Origin of the sequence: Achromobacter sp. UMC46 (assembly GCF_014170335.1) — a bacterium.
In the GTDB taxonomy this organism is placed as follows: Bacteria; Pseudomonadota; Gammaproteobacteria; order Burkholderiales; family Burkholderiaceae_B; genus Achromobacter.
Window position 1 is genome coordinate 12,020 of sequence record NZ_LZZS01000042.1, and the last position, 16,230, is coordinate 28,249.

The following is a 16,230-nucleotide window of genomic DNA, read 5'->3' on the forward strand; positions in this document are numbered from 1 at the left end:
TTGATAATTTATCCGTCAATATAATGATCCGTTCACGCTCGAATTGTCTACCCGCCTTATGAATGCCGCCCTGACCGATTGTGAACTTGCCGTCCTGCGGGAATCCGCCGCCCAGGCCTGCGCGCTGCTCAAAGCGTTAGCGAACGAAGACCGCCTGCTGCTGCTGTGCCAACTGGTGCAGAACGAACGCAACGTCAGCGAACTGGAATCGCTGACCGGCATCCGCCAGCCGACCTTGTCCCAGCAACTGGGCGTGCTGCGCGACGAAGGGCTGGTCACGACGCGCCGCGACGGCAAGTACGTCTACTACCAGATGGCCAGCTTCGAAGTCAGCCAGGTCATGAAAACCCTATCCAGTTTGTACTGCGGCCGCGCGTTGGAGTCACTCGCGTGAATCCGGACTGGTCCGCCTTCACCCCGGCGTCGGCCACGGCCGGCGGCCTGCTGATCGGCGCCGCCGCCGTGCTGTTGATGGCGGGGGCGGGGCGCATTGCCGGCATCAGCGGCATCCTCGGCGGCTTGCTGCCGGCGCGGGGCGACGGCCTGTGGCGTGTGGCGTTCCTGTTGGGCCTGTGCGCGTCGCCCTGGCTATACCAATTGGGGGCGGCGCTGCCGGTGGTTACGGTCGAGGCCGGCACGCCGCGCTTGATCGCCGCCGGCCTGCTGGTGGGCGTCGGCACCCGGTTCGCGTCGGGCTGCACCAGCGGCCACGGCGTCTGCGGGTTGTCGCGGGGATCGCGGCGCTCGTTCGCGGCGACCGCGTTGTTCATGGCGGCCGGCTTCGCTACGGTCTACGCCGTGCGGCATCTGGCGTCGGGCTGACATGGCGGCGCTGATCGCCTTCGCGTCGGGCCTCGTCTTCGGGCTGGGCCTGATCGTGTCGGGCATGGCCAACCCCGCCAAGGTGCTGGGCTTTCTGGATGTCGCCGGCAGTTGGGACCCGTCGTTGGCTTTCGTGATGGCAGGCGCGGTGCTGGTCACGGCGGCGGGCTTCGCCGTCTTGCGCCGTCGCCGCGCCAGCGTGTCCGGCGAACCGATGTGCTGGCCCGCCGCCACCCGCATCGACCTGCGCCTGGCCGCCGGCAGCCTGGCGTTTGGCGCCGGCTGGGGGCTGGCGGGCTTCTGCCCGGGGCCTGCGCTGGTGGCCGCTTCGGCGGGCGTGACCGAGGCGCTGATCTTCGTGGCCGCGATGGTTGCCGGCATGGGGGTATTCTCGGCGTTCGAGCATTTCAACAGCCGGTAGACCGGCGCGGAGACAGACATGCCCCAGGCACAGTCAGCAGCACAGACATCCGCCGATTTCGATGTGGTGGTGGTGGGCGGAGGCGCAGCAGGCATCGGCGTGACGGCCAGCCTGCTGCGGCGCCGGCCGGACTTGCGCATCGCCGTCATCGAACCCAGCGACAAGCACTATTACCAGCCGGCCTGGACGCTGGTGGGCGGCGGCGCGTTCGACGTGAAGAAGACCGTGCGCCCGACCCGTTCGGTGATGCCGTCGCGTGCCACATGGCTGCACGCGTCGGCGGCGGGGTTCGAGCCGCAAGCGAACCGCGTGCGGCTGTCGGATGGCGGCAGCGTGACCTACCGGCAATTGATCGTGTGCCCAGGCCTGCGGCTGGCCTGGGACAGGATCGACGGCTTGTCCGATGCGCTGGGCAAGCACGGGGTGACCTCCAACTACCGCTACGACCTGGCGCCCTACACCTGGGAGACGGTGCGGTCGATGAAGGAAGGGCAGGCGCTGTTCACCCAGCCCGCCATGCCGATCAAATGCGCCGGCGCGCCGCAAAAGGCCATGTACCTGGCTTGCGACCATTGGCGCCGCACCGGCGTGCTGGACCGCATGCAGGTCGAATTCGACCTGGCGGGCGCAGCGTTGTTCGGCGTGCCGGCTTTCGTGCCGCCGTTGATGCGCTATGTCGAAAGCTATGGCATTGGCCTGGCGTTCAATTCCACGCTGGTGGCGGTGGACGGCCCGGCGCGCAAGGCCTGGTTCGATGTGAAGGGCGCCGATGGCGCCGTGTCGCGCATGGAGAAATCCTTCGGCATGCTGCACGCCGTGCCGCCGCAAGTGCCGCACGACGTGGTGCGCGATAGCGCGCTGGCGGACGCGGCGGGCTGGTGCGAGGTCGACCCCGGCAGCCTGCGTCACGTGCGGTTCGACAACGTGTTCGGCCTGGGCGACGGCATCAGCACCAGCAACGCCAAGACGGCGGCCGCCGCGCGCAAGCAGATCGTCACCGTGGCAGAGAACCTGATCGCGGTGCGTGAAGGGCACGCCATGCCGGTCACGTACGACGGCTACGGCTCCTGCCCGTTGACGGTCGAGCGCGGCCGCATCGTGCTGGCCGAGTTCGGCTACGGCGGCAAGCTGCTGCCCACGTTCCCGCTGGACCCGACCGTGCCCCGCAAGAGCGCCTGGTTCCTGAAGGCCACGTTGCTGCCGTGGATCTACTGGAACGGCATGCTGCGCGGCCGCGAATGGCTGGCGCGGCCGCTGGGCAACTGAACGCGCGCTACTCGTAGGTGCGCACGTCGTCGATGACCTTGCCGTCGTTGGGCAGGCCGTCGGCGTCCACCCATTCCACGTCGGCGCGCAGCTTGGTCACGTCGCGCACCGATTCGGCGATGCGGTGGGACAGCTCTTCGCCGCGCACGCGCGAATCCACCTTCAACACCATGCGGTCCGATCCCGTGCTGCCGCTGATGACGAGCCGGGCGCGCAGGATTTCGGGATGGCGTCGCACCACGTCGGCGACTTGCGACGGGTGCACGAACATGCCGCGTACTTTGGTGGTCTGGTCCGCGCGCCCCATCCAGCCCTTGATGCGCGTATTGGTGCGCCCGCAAGGTGAGATGCCGGGCATGACCGCCGACAGGTCGCCGGTGCCGAAGCGTACCAGCGGATAGTCCGGATTCAAGGTGGTGACGACCACTTCGCCGACTTCACCGTCGGGCACGGGTTCGCCGGTGCCGGGGCGCACGATCTCGACGATGATGTCTTCGCCCAGCACCAGGCCCTGGCGGGCGGGCGTCTCGAAGGCGATCATGCCCAGGTCGGCGCTGCCGTAGGCCTGGTAGCCTTCGATGCCGCGGGCCGCCAGCCAGTCGCGCAGCGACGGCGGGAAGGCTTCGCCCGACACCAGCGCGCGCCGCAGCGAATCCAGCTTCACGCCCAGTTCGTCGGACTTCTCCAAAATGATCTTCAGGAAGCTGGGGGTGCCCGTGTAACCGCTGGGGGCCAGGTCCTGGATGGCGCGCACCTGCTGTTCGGTCTGGCCCGTGCCGCCGGGAAAGACCGTGCAGCCCACGGCGTGCGCCGCCGTCTCCATCATCGAGCCGGCCGGCGTGAAGTGGTAGGAAAAGCAGTTGTACGCCAGTTCGCCGGCGCGAAAGCCCGCCGCGTACAGCGCGCGCGCAAAGCGCCAGTAATCCGCGCGCGCGCTTTCCGGTTCGTAGATGGGGCCGGGCGAGGCGAAGACGCGCATCGCTTCGCCCCAGCCGATCGCCGAGAAGCCGCCGAAGGCTTTGCCGGGGCCGGCGGGCGCCGCGGCATCGTCGCGGCTGTGCTGCTGGCGTTCCAGCAGTTCGTGCTTGCGCAGCACGGGCAGGCGGGCCAGTGCCGCGCGCGACGTGATGGTGGCGGGGTCAATGCCGCGCAGCTGCTCGGCAATCGCCGGCGCGCGCGCCATCGCCCGTGTGATCGCGCCGGGCAAGGCGGCCATCAGCTCGCGCTCGCGTTGCTCGGGCGCTCGGGTTTCCAGGACATCGAAAAACTCGGACATGGGATCGCACCCTCTCGTGTGCCTTACTGCGGTGTCGTTGCCGGCGGGCCGCCGGTCCACACCGGCGTTGCCGCTCCAGGAATCAGGCCAGCCAGCGTTTGCGGCGGCGATAGAACTTGTTGTCGCGGAAGCTCTTTCTCTCGCCGCTGGAAATACCCAGATAGAACTCCTTCACGTCTTCGTTCTGGGCCAGGTCCAGCGCGGCGCCGTCCATCATCACGCGCCCGTTCTCCAGGATGTAGCCGTAGTCGGCATACCGCAGCGCGATGTTGGTGTTCTGTTCGGCCAGCAGGAAGCTCACGCCTTCGCGCTGGTTCAGATCGCGCACGATCTCGAAAATCTCTTCCACGATCTGCGGGGCCAAGCCCATGGACGGTTCGTCCAGCAGGATCATGTTGGGGTTGGCCATCAACGCGCGGCCGATGGCGGTCATTTGCTGTTCGCCGCCCGAGGTATAGCCGGACTGGCTCCCGCGGCGCTGCTTCAAGCGCGGAAAATACTGGTACACGCGCTCCAGCGCGGCCGCCGTGTCGCCGCGGCTCATGCTGCGGGTGTAGGCGCCGGTCAAGAGGTTCTCTTCGATGGTCAGGTGGGCGAAGCAATGCCGGCCTTCCATCACCTGTACGACGCCGCGCTTGACCAGTTCCGCCGGGGACAGCCTTTCGATGCGCTGGCCGCGGTACTGGATATGGCCCTTGGTGACGTCGCCGCGCTCGCCCTTGAGCAGGTTCGAGATGGCGCGCAAGGTGGTGGTCTTGCCCGCGCCGTTGGCGCCCAGCAGGGCCACGATCTTGCCTTCGGGCACTTGCAGGGACACGCCCTTGAGCACCAGGATCACATGGTTGTAGATCACCTCGATCCCGTTCACGTCGAGCAGCACGGTGGGCGCGCTGGTGGCGGAGGGGAGGGGGGCAGCGGTAGATGCGGCGGTTGTTGCAGCGGTCATGACGATTCCTGCGGCGTGGTGGCGGCGGGCGCCGGCAAAGGCGCCCGCCGCCGGTTCACATCAGTTCTCGCAAGTGCGGGGCGTGATGTTCTTTTCCTTGGCGTACTTGGCCGCGGCTTCCTTGACCATCGGATCCAGGATGGTCTTGTCGGCCTGGTACCAGTCGGAGGCGACCTTGAACTTGGCGCCGTCCCACTGCACGATGCGGGCCCAATCGTCGCCCTTGTGGTTGCTGCACGAGGTCTTGACCGGGCGCATGATCTGGCCGAAGCCCAGCTTGTCCAGCTTCTCTTGCGTCAGGTTCAGGTTCTCGAAGCCCCAACGCACCTGCTCGGGCGTCAACGCCTTGCCCTTGCCGTACTTCTCCTGCGCCGTGCGGATCGCTTCCACTTGCAGCATCGAAATCATCATGCCGCGCGTGTGGGCGATGGTGCCCAGCGTGTTCTTGGCCGTCTTGTCCGAACCCTGGCCCTTGTCGTAGACGAACTTCTTCAGGTCGTCATAGACCTTGTCGTGTTCGGCGCCGCTGTTGTGCACGGTGATGGCGTTGTAGCCCTTGGCGACATCGCCCAGGTCTTTCACGTCGCCTTCGGAGCCGGCCCACCAGATCGCGTACATCTTGTCGCGCGGATAGCCGCTGGCCTGCGCTTCGCGGATGGCGGTGGGCGTCATGATGCCCGCGCTCCACAACAGCACATAGGCCGGACGCGCCTGGCGGATCTGCAGCCAGGTGGACTTCTGCTCGACGCCCGGCGCCGTCACCGGATACAGCACCAGTTCGAAGCCTTCCTTGGCGGCGCGCTTCTGCAGCAGCGGGATCGGTTCCTTGCCATACGGCGAGTCGTGGTACACCAGGGCGATCTTCTTGCCCTTGAGCTTGTCCATGCCGCCTTCTTTCTTGGCGATGTCCTGGATCATCACGTCGGCCGCGGTCCAGTACGTGCCCAAGAGCGGGAAGTTCCACTCGAACACGCTGCCGTCGACCGACTGCGACAGGCCGTAGCCCATCGTTTCGACGGGCACCTTGTCGACCATGGCCTTGTCGCTGACCGCGAACGTGATGCCGGTGGACTGGGTGTCGAAGCCCGAGGCCCCCGTGCCCTTGCCCTTCAGGCGTTCATAGCATTCCACGCCGCGGTCGGTGGCGTAGGCGGTCTCGCATTCTTCATACGTGATCTTGACGCCGTTGACGCCGCCGTCGCGTTCGTTGACCAGCTTCAGATAGTCCAGCTTGCCATCGGCCCAGGGAATGCCCAGCGGCGCGAACGACCCGGTGCGATACACCAGCAACGGAACGAACTGCTCTTCGGCCGCCATTGCCGGCGTGGCCACGGCGCCGATGGCGCCGGCTGCGGCCACCAGGGCTGCCGCCAACTTCAGGTTAAGACGCTTCATCTCCATTTACCTCCTGCGTGGTGTTTGGGGCAGTAAACCCTGGGACACCGGGATTGGCCCGGTCTTGAGCCGGGTATTCAGGATGTGGACCGGGCGTTTGTGGCGCCGCGGGCCGCAGAAATCAATGCGAAATCAAAAATGCGGTCAGTGCGGGAAAGGCCAGATGCGCAGCTTCTCTTTCCCGATGCTCCACAAGCGCGCCAGCCCGTGCGGTTCGGCGATCAGGAAGAACACGATCAGCGCGCCGAACACCATGTGCTCGATGTGCGCCGCGGTGTCTACCGACAGCGGGATGCCCAGCGCGTGCGGGATGTTCGACAGCGCCACCGGCACCAGCACGATGAAGGCCGCGCCGAAGAAGCTGCCGATGATCGATCCCAGCCCGCCGATGATCACCATGAACAGCAGCTGGAACGAGCGCGTCAGGTCGAACGCCAGCGGTTCCCACGAACCCAGATGGATGTAGCCCCACAAGGCGCCGGCCACGCCGACGATGAACGAGCTGACCGCGAACGCGGTGAGCTTGGCGTACATGGGCCGGATGCCGATGACGGAGGCGGCCACGTCCATGTCGCGGATCGCCATCCACTGGCGGCCGATGGCGCCGCGCACCAGGTTCTTGGCCAGCAGGCTGAAGACCACCACCAGGATCAGCACGAACAGGTACTTTTCCAGCGCGCTCTGCACCGGCAGGCCGAAGGCCGTCAGCGGCGGTACCGACACGTTGCCCGACGACGAGTAGTTGGTGAAGAACGGGATGCGCAGGAACGCCCAGTCCACGAAGAACTGCGCGGCCAGTGTGGCCACCGCCAGGTACAGGCCGCGGATGCGCAGGCTGGGGATGCCGAAGAGCACGCCCACGATGGTGGCGAAGCAGCCGCCCAGCAGGATCTGTACCACCAGCGGCATGCCGGGAAAGCGCACGCCGAAGTTCCAGGCCGCATACGCGCCCACCGCCATGAAGGCGCCGGTGCCCAGCGAGATCTGGCCGCAATAGCCGACCAGGATGTTCAAGCCCACCGCCGCCAGCGACAGGATCAGGAACGGGATCAGGATGGCGCGCAGCAGATAGTCGGACGACAGCGCCGGCACGGCGATGAACGCCACCGCCAGCAGCAGCCAGATGAAGATGCGGTCCTGGCGGATCGGGAAGATCTGCTGGTCGGCCCGGTAGCTGGTCTTGAACTGGCCGTTTTCGCGATAGAACATGTTTTTATCCTAGAGGGCCTGGTGGTTACACGCGGTCGATGATTTTCTCGCCGAACAGCCCTTGCGGACGGAACAGCAGGAACACCAGCGCCAGCACATAGGCGAACCAGATTTCGATACCGCCGCCCACGAGCGACCCCAGGTAGACCTCGGACAGCTTTTCCCCCACGCCGATGATCAGGCCGCCAAGGATGGCGCCCGGCACCGACGTCAGGCCGCCCAGGATCACCACCGGCAACGCGCGCAGCGCCGCGGTGGACAGCGTGAACTGCACGCCGAACTTCGATCCCCAGATGATGCCGGCCACCAGCGCGACCAGGCCCGCCACGCACCACACGATCACCCAGATGCGGTTCAGCGGGATGCCGATGGACTGCGCGGCCTGGTGGTCGTCGGCCACCGCGCGCAGCGCGCGGCCGGTCGAGGTGTACTGGAAGAACAGCGCCAGCACCGCCACAAGCAGGGCCGCGATGACGGCCGCCGTCAGGTCTTCCAGGTTGATGAGCAATCCCCCTTCGAAGACGGTGTCCAGGATCATCATCGGATCCTTGGGCATGCCCACGTTGATGGAATACACCGAGCTGCCGAACGTGATCTGGCCCAGGCCGTCCAGGAAGTAGCTGATGCCCAGCGTGGCCATCAGCAAGGTCGTGGCTTCCTGGTTGACCAGGTGGCGCAGCACGAAGCGTTCGATGGCGACCGCCAGCAGGAACATCACCATGGCGCTGACGATGAACGCCAGCACGTTGGCCAGGATCATGTTGTCGAAGCCGAGCCAGCGCGGTATCCACTCCGAGAAGCGCGCCATCGACAAGGCGGCCACCAGCACCATCGCGCCTTGCGCGAAGTTGAAGACGCCTGATGCCTTGAAGATCAGCACGAAGCCCAGGCCGATCAGCGCATACATCATGCCGCTCATCAAGCCGCCGAATAAGGTCTCTAGAAAAAATCCCATGTCTGTCCGCCTTAGTGCGACACGCCGAGGTAGGCTTTGATGACGTCTTCGTTCGCGCGGACTTCGTCCGGCCGGCCGTCGCCGATCTTCTTGCCGTAGTCCAGCACCACCACGCGGTCCGAGATGTCCATGACCACGCCCATGTCGTGCTCGATCAGCACGATGGTCGTGCCGAATTCGTCGTTCACATCCAGGATGAAGCGGCTCATGTCTTGCTTTTCCTCGATGTTCATGCCGGCCATCGGCTCGTCGAGCAGCAGCAGGCGCGGCTCCATCGCCAGCGCCCGGCCCAGGTCCACGCGCTTTTGCAGGCCGTAGGGCAGGCGGCCTACCGGCGTCTTGCGGTAGGCCTGGATTTCGAGGAAGTCGACGATGTTCTCGACGAACTCCCGGTGCCGGGTCTCTTCGCGCTCGGCCGGACCCAGACGGAACGCTTGCGCCAGCAGCCCGCACTTCATGCGCAGGTTGCGGCCGGTCATGATGTTGTCCAACACGCTCATGCCCTTGAACAGGGCCAGGTTCTGGAACGTGCGCGCGATGCCCATTTCGGCGGCGCGGCGCGGGTTCATCTTCGAGAAGCGCTCGCCCCGGAACGCGATGCCGCCCTGCTGCGGCGTGTAGACGCCGTTGATCACGTTCAGCATTGAGCTCTTGCCCGCGCCGTTGGGGCCGATGATGGCGCGGATCTCGTGCTCGCGCACATTGAAGGAAATATCCGTCAGCGCTTTGACGCCGCCAAAGGACAAGGAAATGTTCTGCATGTCCAGCATGACGTCGCCGATACGCTGGTCGCGGTCGTTGTTGCTCATGATCTCTACGCGGCCTTGGCAGTGAGGGCGGGGAACGTCTTGACGGGGCGGATCTTCAGGTCGGCCGAGATCTTGCCGGAGCGTCCGTCTTCGAACTTCACTTCAGTCTCGATGAACTGCGATTGCTTGCCGCCGAACAGCGCGTCGATCAGCACGCCGTACTTCTGCGCGATGAAGGCGCGGCGCACTTTGCGCGTGCGCGTCAGCTCGTCGTCGTCCGGGTCCAGTTCCTTGTGCAGGATCAGGAAGCGGCTGACCTGCGAGGCTGACAGCTTCGGGTCGGTGGCCAGGTCGGCATTGATCTGCTCGACGCATTCCGCGATCAGCTGGTAGACCTCGTCTTTCGCGGCCAGGTCGGTATAGCCGGCGTAGGGCAGCCCGCGGCGCTCGGCCCAGTTGCCCACGGCTTCCAGGTCGATGTTGATGAAGGCGCAGACGTCTTCGCGGTCGGCGCCGAAGGCCACGGCTTCCTTGATGTGCGGGAAGAACTTCAGCTTGTTTTCGATGTACTTGGGCGCGAACAGGCTGCCGTTGGCCAGCTTGCCCACGTCTTTGGCGCGGTCGATGATCTTCAACTGGCCGTCGGTGTCCAGATAGCCCGCGTCGCCCGTATGGAACCAGCCGTCGGCGCTGCGCGCCTCGGCGGTGGCGTCCGGGTTGCGGTAGTACTCCTTGAAGAGCCCCGGGCTCTTGACCAGGATCTCGCCGTTGTCCGCCACCCGGATCTCGACGCCTGCCACCGGCGGGCCGACGGTGTCGTCGCGCACGTGGCCGTCGGGCTGCACGCAGACGAACACGGACGTTTCAGTCGAGCCGTACAGCTGCTTCAGGTTGATGCCGATGGAACGGTAGAAGACGAACAGGTCGGGGCCGATGGCTTCGCCGGCGGTATAGGCCACGCGCACGCGGCTCATGCCCAGCGCATTGCGCAGCGGGCCGTAGATCAGAACGTTGCCCAGCGCGTAGCGCAGGCGGTCCCAGGCGTTGACGGATTCCCCGTCCAGGATCTTCGTGCCGACGCGCCGCGCCAGGTTCATGCAGGCGCCGAACAATTTGCGCTTGATGAAGCCGGCGTCTTCCATGCGGATCATCACGTGCGTCAGCAGCCCTTCCAGCACGCGCGGCGGCGCGAAGTAGTAGGTGGGGCCGATGTCGCGCATGTCGATTGACACGGTGTCGGGCGATTCGGGGTGGTTCACGGTGAAGCCCGTGACCAGCAGCTGCGTGTACGAGAACATGTTCTGGCCGATCCACGCGGGCGGCAGGTACGCCAGCACGTCTTCCTGGTCGGTCAGCTTCTCCATGTCGGACACGGCGCGCGCGCGGTCGATCAGGGCGTGGTGCGTCAGCACCACGCCCTTGGGCTTGCCGGTGGTGCCCGAGGTATAGAACATGGCCGCCGGGTCGTGCGGCTGCACGGCGGCGATGGCGCGGGCGAGGAAATCGGGGTGCTGGGACGCGTATTCCTGGCCCAGCGTTTCCAGCTGCTCGTACGACATCAGCATGGGGTCGGCGTAATGGCGCATGCCGCGCGGGTCGTCGAACACCACGTGCTTCAAGGCCGGGCATTGCGCGCGCACTTCCAGCATCTTGTCGACCTGTTCCTGGTCTTCCACGACGGCCACGCTGATCTCGGCGTCTTGCAGCACGTAGACCATTTCCTGCGCGACGGCATCCTGGTAGAGCGGAACGGGGATCGCGCCCAGCGACTGCGCGGCCATCATCGCCATATACAGGCGGGGCCGGTTTTCACCGATGACGGCGACGTGCATGCCGGGCCGGATTCCCTGCGAGGCAAAGCCGTTCGCTACGTGTCGGACATGCTCCGCCACGTCGGACCACGTAAGGGTTTGCCAGATCCCCAGATCTTTCTCACGTATCGCGGGCCGCGACCCGCGAACTTCGGCATGCGCGAACAGCAGCGCTGGAAAGGTGTCCAGCGCCGCCGGCACCTGTGCAGATGCGGGCGATGAATGTGCCACGTTGTCTCCTCCGGTTTGGGCACATCGCGCCAGCATCCGCGGGAGCGGCATTGGCGATGAAGGGCTTGACCAGTTGGTTTTAGATTTACGGCAGGAGTTAAGGTATAAGGTTGGGTTGCTACCAACTGTCACCATCGCGACATTCAAGGAACTTTTAGGGTATTCCCGATGCAGCTAGCCGACTCCCTGCAACTCGCCGCGGCCTGGTTTCGCTTGCTCAACGCCGAACAGCAAACGCGCGTCGAGCGGGACCTGTCCGTGCAGCAAGCCGTTGCCGGATCGATCATAGAGCGCAAAGGCGAACTCGCCCAGGCTTGGATTGGCGTACTGGCCGGACTGGTCAAGGTGTCGGTCGGCAATGCCGAGGGCAAGGTCGCGTCGCTGACCGGCGTGCCCGCCGGCGGCTGGATCGGCGAAGGGTCGTTGCTGAAGCGCGAAGTCCGCAAGTACGACATCGTGGCGTTGCGCGATTCGGTGGTGGCGCGCCTGCCGGCGCCCACGTTCGACTGGTTGCTGGACACCAGCATCCCGTTCAACCGCTATCTGCTCCATCAATTGAACGAGCGCGTGGCGCAGTTCATCGGCAAGGCGGAGTACGACCGTCTGCTGGATCCCGACGCGCGGGTGGCCCGCTGCCTGGCCGAGCTCTTCAACCCGTTGCTGTATCCCGGCATGGGGATGCGCCTGACGATTACGCAAGAAGAAGTCGGCTATCTGGCCCGGGTGTCGCGCCAGCGCGCGAACCAGGCGCTGCGCAAGCTGGAAGAGGCGGGCCTGTTAAACGTGGAGTACGGCGCCGTCCGCGTGCTGGATCTTGATGGCCTGAAACTGTACGGATCCGACCGCAGCACGGTCGAGGGCGAACACACCGCCTAGGCGGTGGAATGTCTTCATCAAAAAAGAGCTTGACGATAAATAGTGCGCTATTTAATATTGCGCAATGAAATCCAGATCCAAACCCAAAGGCGCCTTCAACCCGCTGCTGCTGGACAGCCAGTTGTGCTTCGCCCTGTACTCGACTTCGCTGGCGATGAACAAGGTGTACCGCAAGTTGCTGCGGGGGCTGGATCTGACTTATCCGCAGTATCTGGTGATGCTGGTGCTGTGGGAGGGCGACGAGATCACGGTGACGGATATCGGCGACCGCCTGTTCCTGGATTCCGCGACGCTGACGCCGCTGTTGAAGCGCCTGGAAGCCGCGGGCCTGGTCAGCCGGAAGCGGGCGGTGGACGACGAGCGCCAGGTGATCGTGTCGCTGACCAAGCAAGGCCGCGACCTGCGCGAGCAGGCGGAATCCGTGCCCCACGCGATCGCGGGCGCCGCGCAATGCACGCTGGATGAGGCGCAGGGCATGATGAAGACGCTGCATGCGCTGCGGGAGAAGCTGGTCGACAGTGTTTGAAGGGCAGGGTGGCGCTTGTCATCCTTCGGTCTAATAAATAGTGCACGATATATTTGTGTGCTATTGATATACGAAAGCAGTGGGCAGGTCATCGGTAAGCGCCGCGGCGGGAGGGCCCGCCAGGCGAGGCAGTTCAACTTTAATCCTTAAAAGGAAACGCACCATGTCTATCGAAAAAGTCCTCTACCGCGCCAATGCCACCGCAACCGGCGGCCGTGAAGGCCGTGGCGTCAGTGATGACGGCAATCTGGACGTCAAGCTGACGACGCCGCGCGAGCTGGGCGGCGCAGGCGCGGCCGGCACCAATCCGGAACAACTGTTCGCAGTGGGCTATTCGGCCTGCTTCCTGGGCGCCATGAAGTTCGTCGGCGGCCGCGACAAGATTGCGATCCCGGCGGACGTGTCGGTGAACGGGATTGTTGGCATCGGACCGATCCCGACGGGATTCGGAATCGAAGTCGAATTGAAGATTGCGTTGCCGGGAATGGAGCGTGAGCTGGCTGAGAAGCTGGTGGCGGCGGCGCATATCGTTTGCCCTTACTCGAATGCTACGCGCGGGAATATTGATGTGACGTTGACGATTGTTTGATCGTTGCTTGGTTTGGGGCGGGTGGCGGATCTTCGCAGGTCGCCCGCCGGCGGGGTCGGCCTGACGGCGCGCGCCCACGATTGCGGTCCGGAGCCTTCGCTCCGGACTTCCCCGTTGTCATCCTCGTACGCCTTCGGCTCCCTTCGGATTCCCTCGGGCGCATCGAGGTTGCGTGCCGTCAGGCCGACCCTGCCGACGGGCTGCCGCCGTCTTGGTTCGTTGCCCCGCTAGACCGCGGTTCAATGACGAGACTTGCGTTGCCCGCCGACTTGCGGCCGCCCGGGCGGCGCGCAATCGGCATACGCGCCGTTGATGCGTCGTGGCGGTGGCCGCTTGCGCGCGGCAAATCCGTCACGAGACCGATGTCCGTCATCGCGCGCACCCCATCATGCGGGCATGATTCGATGGGGGAGGATCATCACGACGCAAGACGCCGCGTAAGCCCCACGTGCCGGGCGGCCTAAGAACACTGACACCCGCACAAAAATCACCCTCTAATGCCCACCCCCGAGATAAGCCGCAACCACCGCCGGATCACCACGTAGTTTCTCCGCGCTGCCATGCACCGAAATCCGCCCGTTCTCCAGCACGTACCCGTAATCCGCCACATTCAGGGCGGCGGCTGCGAACTGTTCCACCAGCAGCATCGTCACGCCTTCGTCCTTCAACCGCGCAATGATCCGGAACACTTCCTCCACCAGGATCGGGGCGAGCCCCATCGATGGTTCGTCCAGCAGCACCAGTTCGGGGTTCAGCATCACGGCGCGGGCCATGGCCAGCATTTGCTGCTCGCCGCCGGACAGGGTGCCGGCCAACTGCTCGCGGCGTTCCTTCAGTCGCGGGAACAGGTCCATGGCTCGGCCCAGGTCGGCCTGCACGTCGCCCTTGGGGCGGCTGCCGGTCAGGCGCGGGAAGGCGCCCAGCAGCAGGTTGTCGGTCACCGACAGGGTCGGGAACACGCGGCGGCCTTCCGGCGAATGGGCCAGGCCCAGCCGCGCGATGCGGTGGGATTCCAGGCCGTCGATGCGCTTGCCGCCTAACGTGACCTCGCCCGCGGTGGGGCGGATCATGCCGGATAGCGCGCGCATCGTGGTGGTCTTGCCGGCGCCGTTGGAGCCGATCAGCGTCACTACCTTCGCCTTCGGCACCTCCATGCTGATGCCGTGCAGCACCTTGACCTTGCCGTAACCCGCTTCCAGATTCTTGATCGATAGCATCTTGTCGTCCTCTTGGCGTCAGGCGGGCGCGCCGCCCAGATACGCCTCGATAACCTTGGCGTTGCTCTGCACTTCGTTCGGCAGGCCCTCGGCGATCTTCTGGCCGAAGTCCAGCACCGACACGGTGTCGCACACCCCCATCACCACATCCATGTGATGTTCGATGAGGATCAGCGTGATGCCGTGGTCGCGTACCTTGCGGATGATGGCCAGCAGCTCGACGATGTCGGGCGCGGTCAGGCCGGCCGCGGGCTCGTCCAGCAACAGCAGCTGCGGGTCCAGCGCCAGCGCGCGGGCGATTTCCAGCAGGCGTTGCTTGCCGTAGGGCAGGTTGCGGGCTTCTTCGCTGGCCAGCGATTCCAGGCCCACGAACTCCAGCAGCGCCATCGCGCGGGCCCGGGCGCCTTGTTCTTCACCCTTCCACTTCGATGTGCGCAGCGCAATGCCGGCCAGCCCCGTGGTGAAAGTGTGGTGCAGGCCTACCAGCACGTTTTCAAGCGCGGTCATTTCGCCGAACAATTGCACGTTCTGGAACGTGCGGGCGATGCCGGCGGCGGCGATGTCCGCCGGCGCCAGGCCGACCAGCGACTTGCCCGAGAACTCCACCGCGCCGGCGGTCGGCACATAGATGCCGGTCAGCACGTTCATCATGGTGCTCTTGCCGGACCCGTTCGGGCCGATCAGCCCGTGGATGGTGCCGCGCTTGATGGTCAGGTCGACCTCGTTCAGCGCTTTCAGGCCGCCGAACTGCATCAGCACGCTCTTGGCCGTCAGCAGCGTCTCGCCCTTGCCGGCCACGGCGTCGGGCACGGCCTCTTGCGCCTTCACCAGGTCCGACTTGACCGCCAGGGCCGCGCGGCGGTTCGAGAAGAACAGGTTGCGCACGAAGCCGACGATGCCGTCGGGCAGGTAGTACACGACGAACAGGATCATGGCGCCGAAGATGGTCAGGCGCCAGTCGGTGACGGCTTCCAGCCAATACGAGAACACCGCCAGCACAATGGTGCCGACGACGGGCACCACGACTCGCCGGGGTTCGGCGCGGCCCTTGGACACCGCGATGATGCTGCCCACCGTCACCAGGATGGCGACCGCCAGCGCGATCAGCCGGAAGGTGCCGATGTCGTCCAGCATCTTGGGCAGCAGCACGATGATGGACGCGCCAAGCAGGGCGCCCGTGCGGCTCTTGCGCCCGCCCATGATGATGGCCAGCAGGAACAGGATGGTCAGTTCGAAGTTGTACGTGTTGGGCGAGATGTACTGTTCCGAATACGAGTACAGCGCGCCCGCCAGACCGGCGAAACCGGCGCTGATCACGAAGGCGAACACTTTGTGCCGGTAGACCGACACGCCCATGCAGTCGGACGCGATCGGGCTGTCGCGCAGGGCCTCGAAAGAGCGGCCCAGGTGCGACTTCAGGATGCGGTGCACGACGATCAGCGAGATCACCAGCAGCGCGCCGACCAGCCAGAAGTACTCGCTTTTCGTCAGGATGTGTCCGCCGATGGACGGCTTTGGGATCTTGATGCCCAAGGGGCCTTCGGTCATGAAGGTCATCTCGTTGATCAGGATCTGGATGATGGTGCCGAACGCCAGCGTCACCATGGCCAGGTAGGGCCCCGTGACCCGTAGCGCCGGCAGCGCCAGTACCGCGCCGAACGCCGCGGCGATCAGGATGGCGGCGGGAAGGATCACCCAGATGGGCATCTGCAAATGGAAGAACAGCACGCCGGCGACGTACGAGCCGATGCCGAACAGCCCGGCATGGCCCAGCGACACCTGGCCGGTGTAGCCCACCACGATATCGAGCCCGAACAGCAGGATCGAATAGATCATGATCGTTTCGATCAGGTGCAGGTAATACGTGTTGGTCACGCCCAGCGGCACGGCCGCCAGGCAGGCGACGGCGACGACGGACAGCAATAGGTGCAAGGGTTTCAT

16 protein-coding genes are annotated in these 16,230 nt (G+C 65.3%); 7 read left to right on the forward strand and 9 right to left on the reverse strand.

Annotation, left to right across the window (positions count from 1 at the left end):
* Positions 1-58: 58 nt before the first annotated feature.
* From A9973_RS30265 to A9973_RS30280, 4 genes are read left to right on the forward strand one after another with little or no spacing between them, the layout of a single operon-like run.
* Positions 59-394: a helix-turn-helix transcriptional regulator gene (locus A9973_RS30265; protein WP_183017256.1), complete on the forward strand. Its 336-nt coding sequence runs from the start codon at positions 59-61 to the stop codon at positions 392-394.
* The gene (locus A9973_RS30270) at positions 391-822 is read left to right on the forward strand and encodes a YeeE/YedE family protein (protein ID WP_183017257.1); all 432 of its coding nucleotides are present in this window, start codon (positions 391-393) and stop codon (positions 820-822) included. The genes A9973_RS30265 and A9973_RS30270 overlap by 4 nt, the downstream gene beginning before the upstream one ends.
* Before the next feature lies 1 nt (position 823).
* On the forward strand, positions 824-1,243 hold the full coding sequence (locus A9973_RS30275) for a YeeE/YedE family protein (RefSeq protein ID WP_183017258.1): 420 nt from the start codon (positions 824-826) through the stop codon (positions 1,241-1,243).
* A gap of 18 nt (positions 1,244-1,261) precedes the next feature.
* Complete coding sequence (locus tag A9973_RS30280; protein ID WP_183017259.1) at positions 1,262-2,509, forward strand: FAD/NAD(P)-binding oxidoreductase; 1,248 nt, start codon at positions 1,262-1,264, stop codon at positions 2,507-2,509.
* Between the two features lie 7 nt (positions 2,510-2,516).
* Here A9973_RS30280 and A9973_RS30285 read toward each other — a convergent pair whose 3' ends face one another.
* The 7 genes from A9973_RS30285 to A9973_RS30315 form a co-directional block, all read right to left on the reverse strand.
* Positions 2,517-3,785 carry a phenylacetate--CoA ligase family protein gene (locus tag A9973_RS30285; RefSeq protein WP_183017260.1) on the reverse strand — a complete coding sequence of 423 codons (1,269 nt, stop codon included), beginning with the start codon at positions 3,783-3,785 and terminating at the stop codon, positions 2,517-2,519.
* A gap of 82 nt (positions 3,786-3,867) precedes the next feature.
* On the reverse strand, positions 3,868-4,731 hold the full coding sequence (locus A9973_RS30290; RefSeq protein ID WP_255469352.1) for an ABC transporter ATP-binding protein: 864 nt from the start codon (positions 4,729-4,731) through the stop codon (positions 3,868-3,870).
* 60 nt (positions 4,732-4,791) lie between these two features.
* Positions 4,792-6,132, reverse strand: coding sequence for an ABC transporter substrate-binding protein (locus A9973_RS30295; RefSeq protein ID WP_183017261.1), 1,341 nt, complete (start codon positions 6,130-6,132; stop codon positions 4,792-4,794).
* A 138-nt stretch (positions 6,133-6,270) separates the two neighbouring features.
* Positions 6,271-7,335, reverse strand: coding sequence for a branched-chain amino acid ABC transporter permease (locus A9973_RS30300; RefSeq protein WP_183017262.1), 1,065 nt, complete (start codon positions 7,333-7,335; stop codon positions 6,271-6,273).
* 25 nt (positions 7,336-7,360) lie between these two features.
* Positions 7,361-8,290 (reverse strand): branched-chain amino acid ABC transporter permease, encoded by a 930-nt coding sequence (locus A9973_RS30305; RefSeq protein WP_006224770.1) that lies wholly within the window; start codon positions 8,288-8,290, stop codon positions 7,361-7,363.
* Between the two features lie 11 nt (positions 8,291-8,301).
* Positions 8,302-9,099 carry an ABC transporter ATP-binding protein gene (locus tag A9973_RS30310; protein WP_183017263.1) on the reverse strand — a complete coding sequence of 266 codons (798 nt, stop codon included), beginning with the start codon at positions 9,097-9,099 and terminating at the stop codon, positions 8,302-8,304.
* Between the two features lie 5 nt (positions 9,100-9,104).
* Entirely contained in the window at positions 9,105-11,081 is a 1,977-nt protein-coding gene (locus A9973_RS30315) for an AMP-binding protein (protein WP_183017264.1), read from the reverse strand.
* 168 nt (positions 11,082-11,249) lie between these two features.
* Between A9973_RS30315 and A9973_RS30320 the strand changes: the two genes are divergently transcribed.
* The 3 genes from A9973_RS30320 to A9973_RS30330 all read left to right on the forward strand — a co-directional run bounded on the left by A9973_RS30320 (position 11,250) and on the right by A9973_RS30330 (position 13,072).
* Positions 11,250-11,957 carry a Crp/Fnr family transcriptional regulator gene (locus tag A9973_RS30320; RefSeq protein ID WP_183017265.1) on the forward strand — a complete coding sequence of 236 codons (708 nt, stop codon included), beginning with the start codon at positions 11,250-11,252 and terminating at the stop codon, positions 11,955-11,957.
* 64 nt (positions 11,958-12,021) lie between these two features.
* The gene (locus tag A9973_RS30325) at positions 12,022-12,483 is read left to right on the forward strand and encodes a MarR family winged helix-turn-helix transcriptional regulator (RefSeq protein ID WP_183017266.1); all 462 of its coding nucleotides are present in this window, start codon (positions 12,022-12,024) and stop codon (positions 12,481-12,483) included.
* Positions 12,484-12,646: 163 nt separating this feature from the next.
* Positions 12,647-13,072: an organic hydroperoxide resistance protein gene (locus A9973_RS30330; protein ID WP_183017267.1), complete on the forward strand. Its 426-nt coding sequence runs from the start codon at positions 12,647-12,649 to the stop codon at positions 13,070-13,072.
* 494 nt (positions 13,073-13,566) lie between these two features.
* Here A9973_RS30330 and A9973_RS30335 read toward each other — a convergent pair whose 3' ends face one another.
* Both A9973_RS30335 and A9973_RS30340 read right to left on the reverse strand, forming a co-directional pair.
* Positions 13,567-14,289: an ABC transporter ATP-binding protein gene (locus A9973_RS30335; RefSeq protein WP_183017268.1), complete on the reverse strand. Its 723-nt coding sequence runs from the start codon at positions 14,287-14,289 to the stop codon at positions 13,567-13,569.
* Positions 14,290-14,307: 18 nt separating this feature from the next.
* Positions 14,308-16,230, reverse strand: a complete 1,923-nt coding sequence (locus tag A9973_RS30340) for an ATP-binding cassette domain-containing protein (RefSeq protein WP_183017269.1) — start codon at positions 16,228-16,230, stop codon at positions 14,308-14,310.

Bases quoted from the DNA above. Each gene is read 5' to 3' on its own strand.
- A9973_RS30320 (WP_183017265.1), top strand. From the start codon at position 11,250: ATGCAGCTAGCCGACTCCCTGCAACTCGCCGCGGCCTGGTTTCGCTTG.
- A9973_RS30325 (WP_183017266.1), top strand. From the start codon at position 12,022: ATGAAATCCAGATCCAAACCCAAAGGCGCCTTCAACCCGCTGCTGCTG.
- A9973_RS30335 (WP_183017268.1), bottom strand. From the start codon at position 14,289: ATGCTATCGATCAAGAATCTGGAAGCGGGTTACGGCAAGGTCAAGGTG.
- A9973_RS30300 (WP_183017262.1), bottom strand. From the start codon at position 7,335: ATGTTCTATCGCGAAAACGGCCAGTTCAAGACCAGCTACCGGGCCGAC.
- A9973_RS30275 (WP_183017258.1), top strand. From the start codon at position 824: ATGGCGGCGCTGATCGCCTTCGCGTCGGGCCTCGTCTTCGGGCTGGGC.
- A9973_RS30305 (WP_006224770.1), bottom strand. From the start codon at position 8,290: ATGGGATTTTTTCTAGAGACCTTATTCGGCGGCTTGATGAGCGGCATG.
- A9973_RS30265 (WP_183017256.1), top strand. From the start codon at position 59: ATGAATGCCGCCCTGACCGATTGTGAACTTGCCGTCCTGCGGGAATCC.
- A9973_RS30285 (WP_183017260.1), bottom strand. From the start codon at position 3,785: ATGTCCGAGTTTTTCGATGTCCTGGAAACCCGAGCGCCCGAGCAACGC.
- A9973_RS30295 (WP_183017261.1), bottom strand. From the start codon at position 6,132: ATGGAGATGAAGCGTCTTAACCTGAAGTTGGCGGCAGCCCTGGTGGCC.
- A9973_RS30280 (WP_183017259.1), top strand. From the start codon at position 1,262: ATGCCCCAGGCACAGTCAGCAGCACAGACATCCGCCGATTTCGATGTG.
- A9973_RS30340 (WP_183017269.1), bottom strand. From the start codon at position 16,230: ATGAAACCCTTGCACCTATTGCTGTCCGTCGTCGCCGTCGCCTGCCTG.
- A9973_RS30330 (WP_183017267.1), top strand. From the start codon at position 12,647: ATGTCTATCGAAAAAGTCCTCTACCGCGCCAATGCCACCGCAACCGGC.
- A9973_RS30310 (WP_183017263.1), bottom strand. From the start codon at position 9,099: ATGAGCAACAACGACCGCGACCAGCGTATCGGCGACGTCATGCTGGAC.
- A9973_RS30290 (WP_255469352.1), bottom strand. From the start codon at position 4,731: ATGACCGCTGCAACAACCGCCGCATCTACCGCTGCCCCCCTCCCCTCC.